Raw genomic sequence first — 19,102 nt, 5'->3', positions numbered from 1 at the left:
TGCCAGAATAGCATGAGTTTCCACAGGGCAGGAAAAAAACGCTGCCTTCAGCGCGGGCCGAAACTGGCGCCGAAGGTGGCGCCGGCCGCGCCCTTGGTGGCGATCCGCAAGCGCAGGCGCGGCGCGGTCGCCAGCACCGTCACGCCGGGATCGGCCTGCTGCAGTGCGCCGACCGGCTGTTCCAGCGTGATGTCCAGCGTGTCCTGGCCCTGGGTCGGATCGGCCACGGCGATGCGCCAGCCCGCTTCGCCGCCGCGCACCAGCACCGCGGCCGGGCCGCTAGCCCGCAGATAAGCCTCGCCGGCGCGCGGCGCACTGCCGGCTTGCCACAGATTGGCCGCGTACAGGCTGGCGCCCGATTGGCTGACGGCGGCCGCCTGCGTGTCGTTCGCCTCGATGCGCAAGCCCGGGTCGGCGGCGGCGGCCCGCGTGGCCGCCTCGCTGGCATTGGGCAGCAGCACATAGGCGTAGCTCGAAGCGCCATGCGGTATCGCCAGGCTCTGGTAAGTGGCGTGCAGGACCTCGCTACCGCCCTGCTCGTTCAGATCGCGCCAGCTGCCGCTGCGTTCGGCGCGCTCACTGACCAGTTCGGCGCCGGCCGGGAACAGGTAACCCAGGTGGCTGCCCGCCTGCCGGTCTTCGAGCCAGGCCCAGCGTGCGCCCTCGCGCTTGCCGTTCGCCAGCGGCCGGCCATCGACCAGCAGGCGCGCGCCGGCGGCATCGCGCAGGCGGCGGTTCTCGACGATGGTCTCGGCCGCGCCCTCGCCGCCGCCGATGCCGGCGCCCAGGGCAACGATGCGCTCGCCCAGCAGGAACCACGACTTCTTCCCTTGCAGCCCGGAGCCGGTCACGCCACGCATGCTGAAGTCCATGCCCAGCGCCGCGAAACCATCGAGACTGGCGCCGCCCACCCAGCTGTGTAGATTCGGATACTGCTTCCACTCGACCGGCCGGCCGCTGCCGCTATGGTCGGTGGTGGTGCCCGGCAGGCGGCCACTGTCGATGGTCGGCCAGTAGGGGCCGTCGAACTGGGCCTGGTCGGCGTCGTACACGGCCAGCGAACCCATGCCGGTCCACCAGCCGCGCAGGTTCTCGCCATTGCCGAACTCAAAGGACGAGGTGCGCGGCGAGGTCAGGCTGAGCACGGCCGCGAATCCGGGCCCGCGCAGGACGGCGCGGTCCATCGACGGGTAGAGGCGCGCACCGGGCGGTTCCGGTGCGGCTGCGGTGGCCGGATCGGCCGCGATCGCGCGCAGCAGGCCGAGGTCGTACAAGGAAACGCCCGACGTGCCAACGCCGCCGGGCGCGCCCAGGTACGCCGCGCCATAAGTTCGGTCGCGCTGCATGGCGCCCTTGACGATGCCACGCAAACTGGCGCGCGATTCCGGCGGCGCCACTTCGGCCAGTTCGGCAATGGTGGCGACGACGCCACGGCCGACGCTATGATCGGTCTGTCCGCGGCCCGATATCTTGCGGCCGCGCACCGCATCGGGCATGGCGCCATCGACCAGCAGGTCACCGAACGCCTCGCGCGCCCAGACGAACACGCGCGCCACATGCGGATCGCGCAGCGCCCACGGCGAATCCGCCAGCAGGAACAGCAGGCGCGCATAGTCGCCCAGCGCCACCGCGCCATAATTGCCGGCTTAGGCGATGTAGCCATGCTGGATGAAGGAACTGTCGCGGTAGAAACCGTCGCCGCGCTCGACGAATTCCAGGCTGGGACCGATGGCGTCGCGGCCGAGCGCGATCCGGGCGCCATCCTTGTCCAGCATGCCGCTGAGGATGGCGACCAGGGCCTTGTCGAGCAGGTTGGCGCCTGTCTCGAGGTAATTGCGGTTGAGGCTGCCGTCATCGCGGGTCTTGAAGCGCGGGTCGGGCACGTACCAGTTGACGGCGTCGAGCGCGCGCCGCTTCAGCTCCGGCGCCAGCGCGCCGTCCATCAGGGCCAGCACATCCAGCACCGTCAGCGGCGTGCCGATCTGCCAATTCCACCAGTTGCCAAAGGCCGCGCGGCCCTGGCGGTAGTGATGCCGGACGAAGCGGTCCAGGCTGGCGCTGACGGCCGCCGCCAGCGCCGCATCGCGGTACAGCGGCGAACCGGGCGTGGCCCAGGCCAGCGCCATGTCTTCGATGCGTCGCGCATTGGTGGTCACGGTGGCCGACGCCAGCAGGCCCTTGGGGTTGTCGAAGTCGGCGATATCGGCCCACAGCACCGGGCCGGTGCCCGGCGTCAGCGCAGCCATCGCCTTGCGTCCTGCCTCGCCGATCGCTTGCAGCTGGGCGCGTACGGCCGGGTCCTTGCGGTCCAGCCCAGGCGAGCCCGCCAGACGGACCTGCCAGCGCTCGCGCAGGACGTCGAAATCGTCCCCCGCGTGGGCCGCGCCGGCGGCCAGGCCCACCAGTGCCACCGCGATCAGCTTGCGCATCATCCGTGCTCCTTAACGCGAGACGGTGACCGACACCGGCGCCGTCACGCGCGCCGCGATATTCGCCACATAGGCGTCCCAGGCCGCGGCATCGGCGAATTCGCCGCTCCTGCTCCAGCCCGCACCCAGATAGTAGACGAAGCTTTGCTCCGGTTTGGCATTGCCGAGGGCCAGGTAGTGCGTGTACTCGGCCTTGTTGACGGTGAAGCCAGTGGCGCCCGGCAGGATCACGGCGCAGGCGTTGTTTCCGGCTTCCATGGTCGGCTCCCAGTAGCTCATCCAGCCGCGGCGGTCTTCGCGGTAGTGGCCTTCTTCCTTGCGCTGGACGATGCCCACCCCAACCTCGATCGGGCCCGGCGTGGGGCTGGCGAAGCGGCTGTCGACGCGGCTGAAGTGGCTGCCGGCGTCGAGCGAGATGCGGCGCGTTTCGGCCACCTTGCGGCCGCCGGCGTCCCAGGCGTCGAAACGCAATTCGAATTCGGTGCGCAGCGGGCCATCGGCCAGGATCTTCCAGCCCGCATAATTCTTCGAGGTGTACAGGGTTTTGCCGTCATAGATGCCCAGGCCGCCGCAGCCGCGCGACGTGCCCACGTGGTAGAAGTCGAGGCCCTCGCCCTTGTCCAGGTGGTAGTCGCCGCGCGCATACCAGGCGTCCTGCACCAGCTTGCTGGTGCGCTTGGACCAGACGTCGACGCCGCTCGAGACCAGCATTTCGCGCGGGTCGGTCATGATCGCCGGGCCGTAGACGCGGTGGGCGATCTTGTCGTTTTCCCAGGCGAAGTCGTCCATGCGCTCGGGGACGAAGCGGGCATGGGCGCGCGCCACCACCGGCGGCTGGGCCGGCACCTTGTCGCGCGCCAGCAGCAGGTAGCGGCGGGTCTCGCCCGGCGCCAGGTCGGCCTGGAACAGCAGGCCGTGCTCGACCTTCTGGGTCGGCAGGATGCGCGAGGTCAGCGCGTCCATCACGACCGTGTCCGCGCCGAGGCCGGGCGCTTCGATGCTCTCCTCGCTACGGCGCAGCGGGGTCGCATTGCTGACCGTGACGGTGCCGGTGCGAGCACGTTCCAGGTCCATGCGATAGACTTCCGCGCCCGCCAGCAGGAAGGCGCCGACCGCGAAGATGTCGGTCGATTCGGGATCGAATTTCTTCGGGTCCTGGCCGATCGGCTGCACGTGGACCAGCTTGCCGTCGGCGTGCACGTGGCTGCCCAGCGCCGCCCAGGCGCGAAGCACGGCCGATTCGAAGCGCTCCTTCGGCAGCAGGCCCTGGTTCACGCCCCAGGCCAGCGCATAGGTGTACAGGCCGGAGCCGCTGCTCTCGCGGCTCGGGTAGCTGGCCGGATCGAGCAGGCTCGAACGCCACAGGCCATCCGCCTGCTGCAGGCCAACGATGCGTTCGGCCATCTCGCGATACTGTTGCAGGAAGCGCGCGCGCTGCGGATGGTTTTCCGGGATGTACTGGAGCATGCGCACCAGGCCGCCCAGCACCCAGCCGTTGCCGCGTCCCCAGAACACTTTCTTGCCGTTCGCCTCGCGCTGCGCGAAATAGCGGCTGTCGCGGAAGAACAGGTGCTCCTGCTTGTCGTACAGGTAGTCCGAAGTCTTCCACCAGCGCTCGATCGCGAAATCGAGGTAGCGCGGGTCGCCCGTCAGCGCCGACAGCCGCGCCCAGGCGGGCGGCGCCATGAACAGGGCGTCGCACCAGGACCAGCGCTGCTGCACGCCCGGCAGCAGGAAGTCGAGGCTGCCCTCGCGCGGGTCGCGCAGGATGGCGTCGAACTGGGCGCGCATCGCGGCGATCTGGTGCGGGTCGCGCAGCATCTGGTAGAGCTCGGCGTAAGTCTGGCCGACCGCCTGGTCGTCCGCGTGGTACATGCTGGGCCCGAGCTTCCATTGATTGTGCTCGCCCATCGCCAGCATCGCGTCGCGGAAGCGCCCACTGCCGGAGATGCCGGCCAGCGCCATGAAGCCGCTGTCGCCGACTGCTTCGGTCCAGTCGTCGCGCGGATAGGCGGTGGGATGCTCCAGCTGCCAGTCGGCGACCTTTTCCATCAGGTTCAGGGTCGCACGGGCGCTGGGCAGCGATGCCGTGGCGGCCTGGGCCGTGGCGGCCGACACCGGCATCGGCAGGCCAGCCGCGGCCACGCACAGGGCCGTGCAGAGGGCCGCCACCGGCAGCAGGGAAAGGCGTGGTTTTTGCATGATTACTCCGTTATTCGTTGAAATGTTCAGGGAAGCGAGCCTTACCACCACGCTGCGTAGAGCGCGACCAGGATGCCGATCACCATCAGCGAACCGCACAGGAAGCGCCTGTCCGGCCGGAACATGGCGGCATCGACCACCAGCTCCCCGGTTCCCTGGCGCTGCGGCGCGATCAGGCTGATGGCGACCATCGCCACCACGCAGGCGACGAACACGATGCCCATGCGGTCGATGAAAGGGATCTGGTACGCGCCGGCCGCGTCGGCCTTGGACAGGCCCCAGCGCGCCAGGCCGGACAGGTCGCACCAGCCGGGCAGGAACTTGAGCAGCAAGGAAGCGAAGAAGCCGCCGATGGCGACGAACATCGCCGCGGCCGACGTGGCGCGCTTCCAGAACAGGCCCATCAGGAACATGGCGAAAATGCCCGGCGACACAAAGCCCGTGTATTCCTGGATATACTGGAAGCCGCCTTTCTTGTCGATGCCGAGCATCGGCGCGATCAGCAAGGCCAGCGCCATGGCGACAAGCACGGCCACGCGGCCGATCCACACCAGCCGGGTCTCGCTGATTTCGCGCTTCGAGGCTTTCTGGAACACGTCGAGCGTGAAGATGGTGGCGATGCTGTTCGCCTTGCCGGCCAGCGAGGCCACCACGGCCGCCGTCAGCGCGGCGAAGGCCACCCCTTTCAGACCGGGCGGCAGCAGGTTCAGCAGGGTCGGATAGGCACGGTCCGGGTTGGTTTCACCACCCTGCACCATCGCCGCGGCGAAGCCCGCATTGTGGTGGTGCAGCACATAGGCGGCGATCCCGGGCAGCACCACGATCAGCGGCATCAGCAGCTTGAGCAAGGCGGCGCACAGCAGGCCGGCGCGCGCGGTGGGTAGGCTGGCGCCCAGCGCGCGCTGGGTGATGTACTGGTTGCAGCCCCAATAGTTCAGGTTAACGATCCACATGCCGCCGAGCAGGATCGACAGCCCCGGCAAATCCATGTAGAAGGGATTGTCGCGCTTGAAGACCAGGTCGAAGTGTTCCGGCGCCTTCGCGCCCAGCACACGCAGTCCGTGCAGCACGCTGCTGCCGCCGTCCAGGCCGGCCACCAGCTCCAGGGCCAGCCAGGTGGTCACCAGTCCGCCCAGCACCAGGCAGGCCACCTGGATCACGTCGGTGTAGCCGATCACCCGCATGCCGCCCAGCGTGATGAACACCGCGAACAAGGCCAGCGCGAGCATGCACGGCAGCAGCGGCAGCCCACCCATGCTGCTGATCGCCAGCGCGCCCAGGTAGAGGATCGAGGTCAGGTTGACCACCACGTACAGCAGCAGCCAGAACACCGCCATCACCATCGCCACCGTGCCGTTGTAGCGCTGGTGCAGGAACTGCGGCATGGTGTAGATGCGGTTCTTCAGGTAGACCGGCATGAAGAAGGCGGCCACGAACAGCAGCGAGGCGGCGCCCAGCCACTCGTAGCTGGCGATCGCCAGGCCCATGCTGAAGCCGGCGCCGCTCATGCCGATGAACTGCTCGGCCGAGATGTTCGAGGCGATGACCGAGGCGCCGATGGCCCACCAGGTCAGCGAACCTTCGGCCAGGAAGTAGTCATGCGATGCGCTGGCTGCGCGCGCACGCTTGCGGCGGTAGACGAAGATGCCGTAGGACGCGACGACGATGAAATAGCAAAGGAAGACCAGGCTGTCCAGGGTACTGAAGGCATTCATGCTGTGTGTCTCTGTTCTATTTATCTGGTGGCGATTCAGGTCCAGCCGCCGTCGACCACGAATTCCTGCGCGGTGCACATCTGGCTGGCCTCGGAAGCGAGGAACAGGACCATGGCCGCCAGGTCGTCCGGCATCACCGGACCCGGCAGGCACTGGTTGCGCGCGATGTCGCGCTTGCCCTCTTCGTCCAGGTGCAGGGCCAGCTGCTTCTCGGTCATCACCCAGCCCGGCGTGACGGTGTTGATGCGCACGCCCATGGCGCCGACGTCGCGCGCCATCGCCCGTGTCATGCCGTGGCAGGCCGCCTTGGCGGTGGCATACAGCGGGTAGTTGCCGTTCTTGATCTTCCAGCTGGTCGAGCTGAAGTTGATCACGGAGCCCGCGCCCTGCTTCGCCATGCCGGGCAGTACCCCCTGGATCGCGAAGAAGTAGTGGCGCAGGTTGATCGCCATGCGGCGGTCCCAGTCGTCCGGTGTCACCGAGGCGATGCTGTGGCGGCCGTCGAAGGCGGCGTTATTGACCAGCACGTCGACCGGGCCCCAGAGCTCCATGACGGCAGCGATTGCCTGGTGCAGCTGGTCGAGCTGGGTCAGGTCACAGCGCTGGTAGAACGGCGCCACACCGGGTGCCGCGCCAAGCTCCTCGCACAAGGCGCGCGCGGCGCGGTCGTCGATATCGACAAAGGCGACCCGCGAGCCCTGGGCATGCAAGTGCCGCACGATGGCGGCGCCGATACCGGATGCACCACCGGAGACCAGCGCCACCTTGCCGGCGAGGTCGGGATAGATTGGTTTTGTTTTCATCGAGTCTTGTCCCAAAAAGATGGCGTACAAGGAGGGGGCCTTGTACGCCAAACAGGGGACAGCCAGTAATGCTTAGAACGCGAAGTCGGCGCGCGCCGCGAAGTAGCGCTTGTAGTCGCGCGCCGGGGTCCACTGCTGGATGTTCACGAGCGCCGTCGGCTTGCTGCCGTACATCGTGTTGCCCCAGCTGACGTTACCCATGCTGGCCGCGTAAGACTTGTTGAACACGTTGTTCACGTTGAAGGAGAACTTCCAGGCGCCCTTCTTGTCCTTGAGGCCGGCGCCAAGGTTGAAGATGCCGTAGGCGCCCTGGACCGAAGTCGGGTCCTGGTCGATGCGGAAGTTGATCTTGCTCTGCCAGCGGTAGGCGGCCGTGATGAAGGCGTCGTACGAGCGGTCGGTGCGGATGTCGTACTGGCCGCCCAGGTTCAGCTTGTATTTCGGCGCATTCGGCAAGGTCATGCCAGCCAGGTCCGCCGTGTTGGCCTTGCCGAACAGGGGATTGTTCACGATGCAGTTCCCCGCGCCGACCACGGTGCCGCCGGTGCCGGCGTCGTTTAGGCGGCTGTAGCAAGGACCGTTCGGGAAGCTGGTGACGATCGCCTTGGTGTAGGCAAACGAGCCGTTCAGGGACAGGTCGCGCAGCACGCGCCAGTTCATGTCCGCCTCGAAGCCGCTGCTGCGGACGCTGCCGATGCTGTGCAGCTGGGTGCGGTAGATGCCGTCCGCGTCGGTCTGGCCGGCCGACTGCTGGAAGCCGTCGAAGTCGGTCTTGAACACGGCCAGGTCCAGGGCCATGCGGTTGTCCAGCAGGCTCAGCTTCAAGCCGCCTTCGACGCTCCTGGCATCTTCACCTGCCACGAAACCGTTGTTGAAGTTGGCGTCGTTGAACGAGCTGGTCAGGTCGATGCCCTTGCCCTTGTGGCCGGTCGAATAGGTCACATAACCCATGGCGCCGGGATTGAAGCGGTGCTCCAGGCCGATCTTGCCGGTGGTCTTGCGCTCGCTGTCGCTGTCCTCGTAATGGTGCTGCGAGCGGTTGGTGACGATCGGCGCGAGCAGCGGGCTGTCGAAGGTGTAGCCGACATCTTCCTTGTTGTAGCGCAGGCCGGCGATGATGCTGGTCTTCTGCGTCAGGTCGATCGTGCCATTGGCGAAAATGGCGTAGTTGGTGTTGAACGCACGCGCCGAATAGTTGGTGATGTAGGTACCTGCCGGGAAGCGCTCGAGATGGCGGCCCAGGTCGTTCTTGCCGTAGAACAGGCCGGCGACATAGCGGATCCGGCCTTTATCCGGCGAGATCAGGCGCACTTCCTCGGTCTTCGACTTGACGTCGAATTTACCGGTCTGGTACAGGCCGCCGTGCAGGCCGGTCGGCTGTCCGCCCACCAGCGCGTTGGCCAGCACATCGCTGTCGGTGTTGTCGCCGTCCTGGTAGTCGGTCATCTTGTAGTGCGACCAGGAGGTGATCGACGTCAGCGTGTGGTTGGCCAGGAAGCCGGTGTCGCCGAAGGCATAATTGACCTTCAGGCCGGTGCCGACGTCATTCGCCTTGCCGCCCGCCGGGTAGTCGTTGCGCACGGAGACGTTGTCCGGGCCCGGCGTGATGCCGGCCAGGATCTGGGACACCGGGATCTGGCTTGCCGGCGAGGCGTAGGTGAAGCCGTTGTTGAGGGAGTACAAGCCGTTCATGTTCGACACCAGGCGCAACGGGCTCACGCAGCAGTTCTTGTTGAAGGTGCTGGCGTGCGGCGAGAGCACCACCGTCCACTGGTCGGTCGGGGTCCACTCGAACTTGCCGACGAAGTTGGTGTTGTCGGAGCCGTTCAGGTGCTTGCCGTTGGTCAGGTTCTTCACCACACCCGGGAAGGACGAGGTGCCGGCGGCCAGGCGCATGCGCATGGTATCGGACAGGGCGCCGGACACGCTGCCGCTGACGCGCCACTCCTGGTCGTCCGTGATGTAGGTCGACACCTTGGTCTTCCACAGGCTGTCGATCGGCTTGGTCGAGATGTTGACGGCGCCGGCGATCGAGCTCTTGCCCATCAGCGTGCTTTGCGGGCCTTTCAGCACCTCGACACGGTTGACGTCGGACAGGTCCTTGAAGGCGTTGGCTTGCATCGCGTACGGCACGTCGTCGATGATGACCGAGACGTCCGCCTCGACGCCGACGCCCAGCGAGAAGGTGCCGATGCCGCGCATATTGATGCTGTAGTTGCCCGGCTGCGAGCTGTAGCTGACGCTCAGGGCCGGCGACAGGGCCGGCAGGTCATCGAAGTCCTTGACGTTGTTACGCTGCAGCACCGCATCGCTCAGCACGGTGATCGCGGTCGGCACGTCCTGCAGGTTCTGGGCGCGCTTGTTGGCCGTCACGACGACGGTTTCCAGCTGCGCCGAATCATCTTTCTTCGCTTCCTGGGCGTGGGCAATGGTGGCCACGGCGAAGGCCACTGCGGCCACGACCGGCCGAACCATCGGTTTGCCGCCCTGTTGTTGCATGTTTCTGTTCACAGCTACTCCTCCTCATCGGACATTGAACGCGTCCACGGCCAAACGTGTATGCGATAACGTTATCAGTTCTTATTTTATAAAAACGCAGTACGTGACTGCGCATCTATGTGATAACGATATCATTGAAATTATCCGAAACTCAAGCGATTTTTGATGTGTGCGAAAAAAACTACACCTGGCGCGCGCGGCTACGCTTGGCGGGCATGGCGGCCGGCGCCGGCCCGGTGGATTCGCGCATCACCAGCTCGCTTGGGAATTCGATGCGGTGGCGGCGGCCCGGCTCGCCCTTGATCCGGCGCATCAGCTCCTGCACCGCCGCCTGCGCCATCGCCTCGAACGGGTGGCGCAAGGTGGTCAGCGGCGGCTGGGCCATGGCCGCGGCCGGAATGTCGTCGAAGCCGATCACGGAAATATCCTGCGGAATGCGCAGGCCTTTTTCGCGGATGGCATTGAAGCAGCCCAGCGCCATCGCATCGCTGGCGGCGAAGATGGCCGTGGGCGGATCGGCCAGCGCCAGCAGCTTGCGCGTCCCTTCCATCGCCATCTGTTCCTGGAAGTTGCCCTCGCAGATCAGCTCCGGGTCGAGCGCAATGCCGGCTTCGGCCAGCGCAGCCGCATAGCCGCGTTCGCGCAGGTCGCTCTGGCCGGTGTAGGCGCTGCCGCGCACGAAGGCGATGCGGCGGTGGCCGAGTTCAAGCAGGTAGGACACGGCATCGCGCGCGCCATTGACGTTGTCGCCGCCAACCACGGGCAGGCTGGTCTCGTGGCGGAAGTAGTTGATCATGACGATCGGACTGGTGCTCTTCTCCAGTGTTTCCAGGTAATCGTCGGTCATGCGCGGCAGCACGTAGACCAGACCGTCCCACAGGCCGTGCAGCATCTGGCTGAGCCGCTTACCCTTGCCGCCGCCCATGTCGCCCAGCGAGTTGTAGATGAACAGGTCCATATCGACCTTGCGCACCTCTTCGCTCAGGGCCGTCACGAAGCAATTGACGACGGACGAGGACAGGTCGTTAACGACCACGCCGATGACATTGGTCTTGGCGCCCTTCATCATGCGCGCCAGCGCGTTCGGGATGTAGCCCAGCTGCTTGGCCGCGGCTTGTACCTTGGCCTTGGTTTCTTCCGAAGAATAGCCTTCGCCGCTGAGGGCACGCGATGCCGTCATCACCGAGACGCCCGCCAGCTTCGCCACGTCGACCAGTGTCACGCCTGCTTTTTTCTTCATAGGGTCCCTGCCGTCGCTCCGTTAACGATATTCTGATTGTAATGGCAACGGCTAGGGTTTGTAACGTTTCGCGGCGAAATCAGTGGCGGCGAACCAGCGCTCGATGGCGGCGGCGAGATCCTGGCCGGCGGCCGGCAGCGTGCGGTTGGGCTGCGCGCCAGCTTTGTAGTCTGCACCGGCGGCATCCGCCGCGGCCGGGTAGCCGGCGAAGGTATTGCCGCTCCAGCTGATGTCCTTGAGGCTGCCCGGCTGCTCCGCCCGGCGGGCCAGCTTGCCGCCGCCGTCGGCCCGCAGGATGACGTTGCCGCTCAGCGTTACCTCGTTCTTGTTCTCGTGGGCCGATTCGATCACCGTCACATCCAGGCCCGGCTTGGTGGTCACGACCAGGTTGTCCTTCACCGTGCCCCCCTCGGCGCCGACGATGAAGACGATGCGGTGGCCATCATTGACGCTCAGGTTGTTCTCGACCAGCGCGCTGGCCGCCTTGGCCCAATTGCCCATGCCATCGGTGCCGCAGCCGCAGAACAGCATCAGGCCGCCTTCATTGTCATGGCTGTAGTTGTTGCGGACCATGGTGCCCCAGGTGCCCAGGTCGGCATCGAAGGCCATGCCATCGGCCATGCTGCCGCGCTTGCGCACGCCGTGCACTTCGTTGTACTGGAACAGCGCATCGTCGGTGTTGATGGCCCAGGCGCCGGCGCTGTTGCCGGCCACGCGCATCCATACATCGTAAATCAGGTTCGATTCCACCAGCGGCGCCGTGGCCGTGCGCACGATGATCCCGTCGCCGCCGATATCGTGGATCTTGTTATTGCGGATCACGAGGCGCGTCGACGGCAGGAAATCGATGGAAGTGCGGTCCGCCAGCCCCTTGCGCTGTACCGGCGCTTCCCCTTCCTTCAGGTAGTCGCCGCAGGGTGCTCCACCGACACGGCACATCCATGCCGAGCGGTTCGAAATGCCGATGGCGTCGACATGGTAGACCTCGCTGTTCTCGATCAGCACGTCATCGAAGCGGGTCGGCTTGCGCCCTTCTTTCGCGACGCTGCGGGTGATGTCGAACAGGATGCCGCCGGTCTGTTTGTACATCACCGGGCCCTTGACGTCCAGCGAGAAGCCGTGCACGTGGTGCACGTAGACGTCGTTGATGCGGTAATGCGTGCCGGCGCCGAAATCCTCCAGCTGCACCAGCAGGCCGACGCGCGGCCCCTCGCCCAGGCCGTCGTTGCTCAGGTCCAGCGAATTGATTTCCCACTGCTCGACATTCAGCAGGTGCACCGCGGCGCGCCTGGCCGGGCCGTCGTCGGCCGTGCACAGGGAACGGTATGGGCTGATGCCGGTCGGCGGCTTGCCGGCCTCGGTATACGACTGGTCCGGATCACGCCTGCTTTGCACGCAGCCGGCGGCGATGGCCGGCCGCGGGAGATTGGCCGGGCCATAGGCGTCGACCACGATCGGCGCCTCCGGCCGTCCCGAACTGCCTGCCATCGGCTTGAACGTGCCATGGCAAACGGTGCCGCGCTTGAACAGGATGTGCGAGCCGGGCGCGAATCGGATCCGGTTCAACTGCTCCAGCGAGCGCACCGGATTTTCAAGGCCGGCCTCAGGTCCGCCGGCCGAGCAATCGACGTGATAAGTGGCCGCCGCGGCCTGGCCCGCCCCGGTGGCGAGGGCGGCCAGCGCCAGGGCGCGAAACAGATGTGCGTACTTGTTCATTCATTCTCCTGGCATGCCAGGAGTGCGCGAATCGGCCGCCCGGCTAATTATGGGGTCGTACGCCGTCGATGATAACGTTCACACTCGCACATAGCCAAGAAAAATCTGCAGTGCTCACGGGGATTTCTTGTACAAGCCCGCGAACTTCAGGCCAAAGAACAGGATGAAGGTATAGCACGCCGCCGGCACAAGGAAGGACAGGTGCAAGCCGACGCTGTCGGCCAGCACGCCCTGCAAGAACGGCACCACCGCGCCGCCGACGATGGCCATGCACAGGATGCCGGACGCCTGCCCGGTAAATTTTCCGAGTTGGTGCAGCGCCATGCTGAAAATCGTCGGGAACATGATGGAATTGCACAGCCCGACCGCGAGGATCGCCCACATGGCCGTCGGGCCGTGGCCGAAGATGGCAACCATGATCAGCGCGATCGAACAGGCCGCATTGAAGGCCAGCGCCTTGCCCGGGCTGACCACGCGCATGACGGCGAAACCGATGAAACGCCCGATCATCGCCCCGCCCCAGTAGAAGCTGACGAAGTGCGCGGCATCGGCCGGCGCCAGGCCGGTGATGTCCGGCTCGCCAAAGAAATTGATCAGGAAGCTGCCGATGCTCACCTCACCGCCGACGTAGAGGAAGATACCGATTGCCCCCATCACCAGCTGCGGGTAGGCCAGTGCCGAATGCCGGGCGCCGGTGTCGGCCTGCTGCGTGGCGCCGTCATCGGTGTGGCTGATCTGCGGCAGGCGGGCGAAGGCGAACAGGACCGCCAGCACCAGCAGCGCGGCGGCCAGCGACAGGTAGGGCCCCTGCACGCTCGCCGCCTGCGATGCACGGTAGGCGAACTGCTGCGCCTCCGGCAGCCGCGCCAGTTCGGACGCGCCCAGCACACTGCCCGACAGGATCAGGATGCCGCCCAGGGTCGGCGCCACCGTGGTGCCCAGCGAATTGAAAGCCTGGGTCAGCGTCAGGCGGCTCGATGCGGTGCGCGGATCGCCCAGCACGGTCACGTAGGGATTCGCGGCCACCTGCAGGATGGTGATGCCGGCGGCCAGCACGAAGAAGCCCAGCAGGAACAAGGCATAGCCGCTGTTCGCCGCCGGATAGAACAGCGCGCAGCCGCCGGCGGCCACCGCCAGCCCGGTCACGGCGCCCTTCTGGTAGCCGATCTTCCTGATCAGCATACCGGCGGGGATCGAGACGAGGAAGTAAGCGCCGAAGAAGCAGAACTGCACCAGCATCGCCTGCACATAGGTCAGGGTGTACAGCGCCTTCAGGTGCGGGATCAGCACGTCGTTGAGCGCGGTGAGCAGGCCCCACATGAAGAACAGGATGGTGACGATGATCAGGGGCCCGGTGTTGGCGGCGCCTGCGCGGGTTTGCTGCAGCACGGCCGGCTGCGAAACGTGTTCCATGGGAAGTCTCCTGTTGTCTGTTTTAATGCTGCTCGGCCAGCTGCCCGGTCAAGATCGCCGAGGCGCCGAAGAATGCGGGGTACGGCTCGATAATCAGCCAGGTCGGAATGCGCGCGACATACGGCGACAGCCGGCCCTTGTCCTCGAAGCGCGCGCGGAACGGCGAGCGTTCGAACAACGCGCCCAGCCGCGGCACGATGCCGCCGCCGATGAACACGCCGCCGGTCGCGCCCAGCGTCAGGGCGAGGTTGCCGGCCACGCTACCGAGCGCGCCGCAGAACACGTCGATGCTGCGCACGCAGTCGGGGCAGTCGCCGTCCAGCGCGCGGCGGGTGATGTCGGCGGCGCCCAGCGCCTTCCCGGACAGGCACTCGTGGATCAGTTCGATGCCGGGGCCGGACAGCAGGCGCTCGGCCGACACATGGCCGAAGCGGGCGCGCAGCTGAGACACCACCGCGTCCTCGAATACATCGCCGGGCGCGAAGCTGGCATGCCCGCCTTCGCTCGCCAGCGGAATCCAGGCGCCGCCGGCCGGCACCAGGCCGGACACGCCCAGGCCGGTGCCGGGGCCGACCAGGCCGATCGGGCGCCCGGCCTGCGCCGCGCCGCCGCCGACCTGCACCCGCTGGGCCGGTCCCAGCTGCGGCAGCGCCATCGCCAGCGCGGTGAAGTCATTCACCACCGCCAGAGTGGCCAGGCCGAGCGCGTCGCGCAAGCCGGCGATCGAAAAGCTCCAGTGGTGGTTGGTCATGGCGACCTGGTCGCCGTCCACCGGGTTGGCGATGGCGATCGCCGCATGCCTGATCGGTGTGGAGCAGCGCGCCGCGACGCTGCCCAGGTAGGCCTGGATCGCAGCGCCCAGGCTGGGGTAATCGGCGCAGGCCAGCACCGCCACCGCCTCGAACTGCAGCGGCGCGGTTTCGACGGCGAAGCGGGCATTGGTGCCGCCTACATCGGCCAGCAGGCGCGGGCACGCGAAAGCGGCATCGTTCATTGCTGGGCCGGGCAAGTGAGTGCGTCCTTGTCTTTGGCCGCGCCGCCGACGATCTGGATGTTCGCAAAGGCGGCCGTGAAGGCGCCGGTGCTGGTGACGCGGAACGGCGTGTCGACGTGCGCAAGATCGGCGCCCTTGGCCACAAAGCAGGCCAGCGGGATCTTGATGGTCTGCTTGCCTTTGCCCGCCATGGCGGCGAACAGCGCGCCGAAGTCGAGCTGCGCGCCGCCGAGCGCCACGCTGACGCCGGCCTTCGGCGCGGCCGTGACGATGGTATCGAACTGCAGCGCGCCGTCGGTGGTGGCGAACGCCGGCAAAGCGGCGGCCTTGGCGCCGTGCGCCTCCAGCGAGGCGGCGCCGCTCCAGGTCACCAGCTTGCCGTCCTGCTGGGTATTGACCTGGGTGGTCTCGACCTTCACGGCCGGCAGCGTGATCACGCGATTCAGGTCGGCGCCAAGCGCCTCACGCTGGGCGCCGCTGACGATATACAGCGGCCAGGTCGCGCGGTCGGCCTGGTTGAACACCGGGTACGAGGTGGTGACACCGCAGCCGCCTTCCGGATACGAAGCATCGAGCTGGCCGACTTTCGACTTGCTGCCGTACTTCAGGCCATAGCCGGTCGCGAACAGCGGCGCATAATCGCGGTCGCCCGCATTGAGTGGGGTCTGGCACACCGACTTCGGCCAGGAGAACGACAGCTTGCCGCTGAAGCCCGCGTGGTCATTGAACAGCACATCGGACACGCCCTTCCCTTCGGTGCCCGGCAGCCAGGCCATGACGAAGCTGTCGGACAGATTGATCAGGTCGTTGACGTACAGCGGACGCCCGGCCACCAGCACCGTGATCACCGGCTTGCCCTTGCGCGCGACCTGTTCCAGCACGGCCAGGTCTTCGGGATAGCGGCCGCTGTGGCGCAGCGTGCCGGACGGGCCGATGTCGCCCGCGCCTTCCGCATACGGCGTCTCGCCGACCACCGCGACCACCGCATCGAAGCCGGCGACGTCGACGCCGGCGCCATCGGCGCTGTACTGCACATTGGCCGCGCCGGCCTCGGCGACGATGCCGGCCAGGATGGTGTCGCCGACCGGGAAGTCGCTGTCCTTGTTGTCGGTGCCCTGCCAGGTCAGGCTCCAGCCGCCGGTCTGGTTCGACATATTCGCCGCGCTCTTGCCGACCACCAGGATGCGCTTGCCGCGCTTGAGCGGCAGCGCCGCGCCGTCGTTCTTCAGCAGCACCAGCGACTCGCGCACCGCCTGGCGCGCCAGCGCGCGCGCCTGCAGTGCCTCCTGCTTGCCGGCGTACTTGTTATCCGAGGGCTTCTTCAGGCCGGCGCGCAGCTTCACGCGCAGGATGCGGGTGACCGCGTCATCGATGCGCGCCATCGGGATCTCGCCGCTCTCGACCTGCTTGATGGTGTTGGCGATGAAGGCTTTCCAGTCGTCCGGCACCATCACCATGTCGATGCCGGCATTGATCGCCTGGGCGCAGCTGTCGTTGCTGCAGCCCGGCACCTGGCCGATGCCGTTCCAGTCCGACACGACGAAGCCGTCGAAGCCCATCTTGTTCTTCAGGACCTCGGTCAGCATCGCTTTCGAGCCGTGCATCTTGCCGTAGTTGACGCCTTCACCGGCATCGTCCCAGCTGTTGTACGAGGCCATGACGGTCTGCGCGCCCGCCGCCAGCGCACTGTAGTAGCCGGCGCCGTGGATGTTGATCATCTGCGAGAGGGTCGACTTGTTCACGCCCTGGTCCTTGCCCTGGTCGGTGCCGCCGTCGCCCATGAAGTGCTTGGCGGTGGCGACCACGTTGGCGTCGGAACGGAAGCTGCCCTGCAGGCCGCGCACATAGGCGCCGCCATATTCCTTCACCAGCGCAGGCTCCTCGGAAAAGCTCTCGTAGGTGCGGCCCCAGCGGTCATCGCGCACCACCGCCAGGGTCGGCGCGAACACCCAGTTGATGCCGGTGGCGCGCACCGCCTGCCCGACCGCGGCGCCGATGCGCCCGACCAGTCTGGCGTCATGCGCCGCCCCCAGCCCGATATTGTGCGGGAACAGCGTCGCGCCGAGCACATTGCTGTTGCCGTGGATCGCATCGATGCCCCAGATGACCGGGACCTTGACCGCCATATCGGTCGACATCGAAGCCTCGTAGTAGCGGTCGGCCAGCGCGACCCACTTGGCGGCGCTCGCGTGCTTGTCGTTGCCGGGCCAGCTGCCGCCGCCGTTCAGCACCGAGCCGAGGTAGTACTGGCGCACCTGTTCCGGCGTGGCGGTCTTGATCTCGGCCTGGGTCATCTGGCCGATCTTCTGCGCCAGCGTCATGCCGGCGATGATCCTGGCGATCTTCGCTTCGAGCGCGGCATCGGGGCGCACCGCGCTGCGGATGTGCGGCCAGTCGGCCAGCGGAGCCGGCGCGGTTGCGGCAGCGGCGCCCGCGGACAGCAGCGCGGCGGCGATGAGATAGATTTTCTTATGCATGGAGCTGGTCTCTCTTATGGATGTTATGCGGGCCGAAGCAAAATTGGAAACGTTCCCAACCTGGCCATCAATAGTGCGTTCCCGGGATAGATTTGTCAACCGAAAAGATCCACGGCGCTGCCGCCGCCGTCAGCCTTGCTGCGGCTCCAGCTTGAGGAAGGCGCGGTACCATTGGCCGCTGCGCTTGAGCCGGCGCTGCTGGGTCGCGAAATCGACGTGGGTCAGGCCGAAGCGGCGCGTGTACCCCTCGGCCCATTCGAAGTTGTCGAGCAGGCTCCACGCGAAGTAGCCCTTGACCCGGCTGCCCTGCGCGATCGTGTCGCGCAGCGCCGCCAGGTGCCGCACCAGGTAGTCGCGCCGCTGGTGGTCGTCGATCTGGCCGTCGGCGCCGACCACGTCGTCCCAGGTCGAGCCGTTCTCGGTGATGTAGATCGGCGCGCAGTCGTAATCGGCCTCGATGCGGCGGATCAGGGCGCCCAGTCCATCCGGCGCCACTTCCCAGCCGAAGGCGGTGCGCGCCACGTCCTCGCGCGCCACCACGCGCGCCTCCAGCGGTGCGGCGCCGGGGGCATGCGCGATGATTTCGGGGAAATAGTAGTTCACCCCGAGGAAATCTGTCGGCGCCGCGATCGCCTCGAGGTCGCCGGCCAGCACCGCCGGCGCATCGGCGGCGCAGCGTTCGAGGATATCGGCCGGATAGCCGCGCCCGTGCAGCGGGTCGAGGAACCAGCGGTTGCGCAAGCCGTCGTGGCGCACGCAGGCGGCGATGTCTTCCGGCCGGTCCGAGGCGGCGCTCAGCGGATGCAGGCTGAGCGCGATGCCGGCCTGCGCATCCGGCACGTTGGCGCGGATCGCCGGCAGTGCCAGCCCGTGCGACAGCAGCACGTGGTGCGCCACCTGCAGCGCGGTGCGGAAGTCCTTCACGCCGGGCGCGTGCACGCCTTCGAAGTGGCCGTGGATGGCGGTGCACCACGGCTCATTGTGGGTGATCCAGTGCTTGACGCGGTCGCCGAGGTGGGCGCTGACGACATCGGCGAATTCGGCGAAGGCATGGACCGTGTCGCGCTCGTTCCAGCCGCCCCGCTCCTGCAGGTGCTGCGGCAGGTCCCAGTGGTAGAGCGTCAGCCACGGCTGCAGGCCGCGTTCGAGCATGCCGTCCACCAGGCGCGAATAGAAGTCCAGCCCCTGCGGGTTGGGACGGGCGCCGGGTTCGGGAAAGATGCGCGGCCACGCGATCGAGAACCGGTAGGCATTCAGGCCGAGGTCGCGGCCAAGGTCGAGATCCTCCGGCCAGCGGTGGTAATGGTCGCAGGCCACCGCGCCGCTGGAGCCGTCGCGGATCGCGCCCGGCTGTTCGCAGAAACGGTCCCAGATCGAATCGCCCCTCCCGCCTGCGCGCACGCCGCCTTCGATCTGGTAGGACGAGGTCGCGCAGCCCCACAGGAAGTCGCGCGCGAAGTCGCTGCGCGCGATGGCCGGTGGTGCGGGGTCGTGAATTTTCTTAGTCATCTGTTGGCGATCGTGCAAACTGACACGGCCGGCATTTTGCGCCGGCGCATGGAAAGGTTTCCAAGTGTAGCAAAGAATCGGCCGGCGCGCACTGTCCGCATCCGT

11 protein-coding genes and 1 pseudogene are annotated in these 19,102 nt (G+C 66.9%); all 12 read right to left on the bottom strand.

Annotated elements, in window-relative coordinates; all coding sequences use genetic code 11:
• Positions 1 to 47: 47 nt before the first annotated feature.
• On the bottom strand, positions 48 to 1,346 hold the full coding sequence (locus NX778_RS03605; protein ID WP_258811035.1) for a polysaccharide lyase family 8 super-sandwich domain-containing protein: 1,299 nt from the start codon (positions 1,344 to 1,346) through the stop codon (positions 48 to 50).
• A gap of 18 nt (positions 1,347 to 1,364) precedes the next feature.
• Positions 1,365 to 2,429 (bottom strand): annotated as a pseudogene (locus tag NX778_RS03600) (hypothetical protein); the annotation flags it as partial.
• Between the two features lie 12 nt (positions 2,430 to 2,441).
• Positions 2,442 to 4,631: a glycoside hydrolase family 88 protein gene (locus NX778_RS03595; protein ID WP_258810302.1), complete on the bottom strand. Its 2,190-nt coding sequence runs from the start codon at positions 4,629 to 4,631 to the stop codon at positions 2,442 to 2,444.
• Between the two features lie 41 nt (positions 4,632 to 4,672).
• A complete protein-coding gene (locus NX778_RS03590; RefSeq protein ID WP_258810301.1) occupies positions 4,673 to 6,346 on the bottom strand; it encodes a sodium:solute symporter family transporter in 1,674 nt (557 codons plus the stop codon).
• 35 nt (positions 6,347 to 6,381) lie between these two features.
• Positions 6,382 to 7,149, bottom strand: a complete 768-nt coding sequence (locus tag NX778_RS03585) for an SDR family NAD(P)-dependent oxidoreductase (protein WP_258810300.1) — start codon at positions 7,147 to 7,149, stop codon at positions 6,382 to 6,384.
• A gap of 72 nt (positions 7,150 to 7,221) precedes the next feature.
• Positions 7,222 to 9,660 (bottom strand): TonB-dependent receptor, encoded by a 2,439-nt coding sequence (locus tag NX778_RS03580; protein ID WP_258810299.1) that lies wholly within the window; start codon positions 9,658 to 9,660, stop codon positions 7,222 to 7,224.
• A 169-nt stretch (positions 9,661 to 9,829) separates the two neighbouring features.
• A complete protein-coding gene (locus NX778_RS03575; protein WP_258810298.1) occupies positions 9,830 to 10,888 on the bottom strand; it encodes a LacI family DNA-binding transcriptional regulator in 1,059 nt (352 codons plus the stop codon).
• Positions 10,889 to 10,939: 51 nt separating this feature from the next.
• Positions 10,940 to 12,604, bottom strand: a complete 1,665-nt coding sequence (locus NX778_RS03570; RefSeq protein ID WP_258810297.1) for a right-handed parallel beta-helix repeat-containing protein — start codon at positions 12,602 to 12,604, stop codon at positions 10,940 to 10,942.
• Positions 12,605 to 12,718: 114 nt separating this feature from the next.
• Complete coding sequence (locus NX778_RS03565) at positions 12,719 to 14,017, bottom strand: sugar MFS transporter (RefSeq protein WP_258810296.1); 1,299 nt, start codon at positions 14,015 to 14,017, stop codon at positions 12,719 to 12,721.
• A gap of 22 nt (positions 14,018 to 14,039) precedes the next feature.
• Complete coding sequence (locus NX778_RS03560) at positions 14,040 to 15,011, bottom strand: glucokinase (protein ID WP_258810295.1); 972 nt, start codon at positions 15,009 to 15,011, stop codon at positions 14,040 to 14,042.
• On the bottom strand, positions 15,008 to 17,488 hold the full coding sequence (locus NX778_RS03555) for a glycoside hydrolase family 3 protein (RefSeq protein WP_258810294.1): 2,481 nt from the start codon (positions 17,486 to 17,488) through the stop codon (positions 15,008 to 15,010). The genes NX778_RS03560 and NX778_RS03555 overlap by 4 nt, the downstream gene beginning before the upstream one ends.
• A gap of 129 nt (positions 17,489 to 17,617) precedes the next feature.
• Positions 17,618 to 18,997 carry a GH1 family beta-glucosidase gene (locus tag NX778_RS03550; protein ID WP_258810293.1) on the bottom strand — a complete coding sequence of 460 codons (1,380 nt, stop codon included), beginning with the start codon at positions 18,995 to 18,997 and terminating at the stop codon, positions 17,618 to 17,620.
• Positions 18,998 to 19,102: the final 105 nt, after the last annotated feature.

The sequence above is a fragment of the Massilia terrae genome, from assembly GCF_024753145.1.
Taxonomy (GTDB): Bacteria; Pseudomonadota; Gammaproteobacteria; order Burkholderiales; family Burkholderiaceae_D; genus Telluria; species Telluria terrae.
This window is presented reverse-complemented; position numbering and strand designations above follow the sequence as displayed.

Excerpts from the sequence above, each read along its gene's own strand:
- NX778_RS03605 (WP_258811035.1), bottom strand. The coding sequence starts at position 1,346 with ATGCAGCGCGACCGAACTTATGGCGCGGCGTACCTGGGCGCGCCCGGC.
- NX778_RS03560 (WP_258810295.1), bottom strand. The coding sequence starts at position 15,011 with ATGAACGATGCCGCTTTCGCGTGCCCGCGCCTGCTGGCCGATGTAGGC.
- NX778_RS03555 (WP_258810294.1), bottom strand. The coding sequence starts at position 17,488 with ATGCATAAGAAAATCTATCTCATCGCCGCCGCGCTGCTGTCCGCGGGC.
- NX778_RS03595 (WP_258810302.1), bottom strand. The coding sequence starts at position 4,631 with ATGCAAAAACCACGCCTTTCCCTGCTGCCGGTGGCGGCCCTCTGCACG.
- NX778_RS03585 (WP_258810300.1), bottom strand. The coding sequence starts at position 7,149 with ATGAAAACAAAACCAATCTATCCCGACCTCGCCGGCAAGGTGGCGCTG.
- NX778_RS03575 (WP_258810298.1), bottom strand. The coding sequence starts at position 10,888 with ATGAAGAAAAAAGCAGGCGTGACACTGGTCGACGTGGCGAAGCTGGCG.
- NX778_RS03565 (WP_258810296.1), bottom strand. The coding sequence starts at position 14,017 with ATGGAACACGTTTCGCAGCCGGCCGTGCTGCAGCAAACCCGCGCAGGC.
- NX778_RS03570 (WP_258810297.1), bottom strand. The coding sequence starts at position 12,604 with ATGAACAAGTACGCACATCTGTTTCGCGCCCTGGCGCTGGCCGCCCTC.
- NX778_RS03590 (WP_258810301.1), bottom strand. The coding sequence starts at position 6,346 with ATGAATGCCTTCAGTACCCTGGACAGCCTGGTCTTCCTTTGCTATTTC.
- NX778_RS03550 (WP_258810293.1), bottom strand. The coding sequence starts at position 18,997 with ATGACTAAGAAAATTCACGACCCCGCACCACCGGCCATCGCGCGCAGC.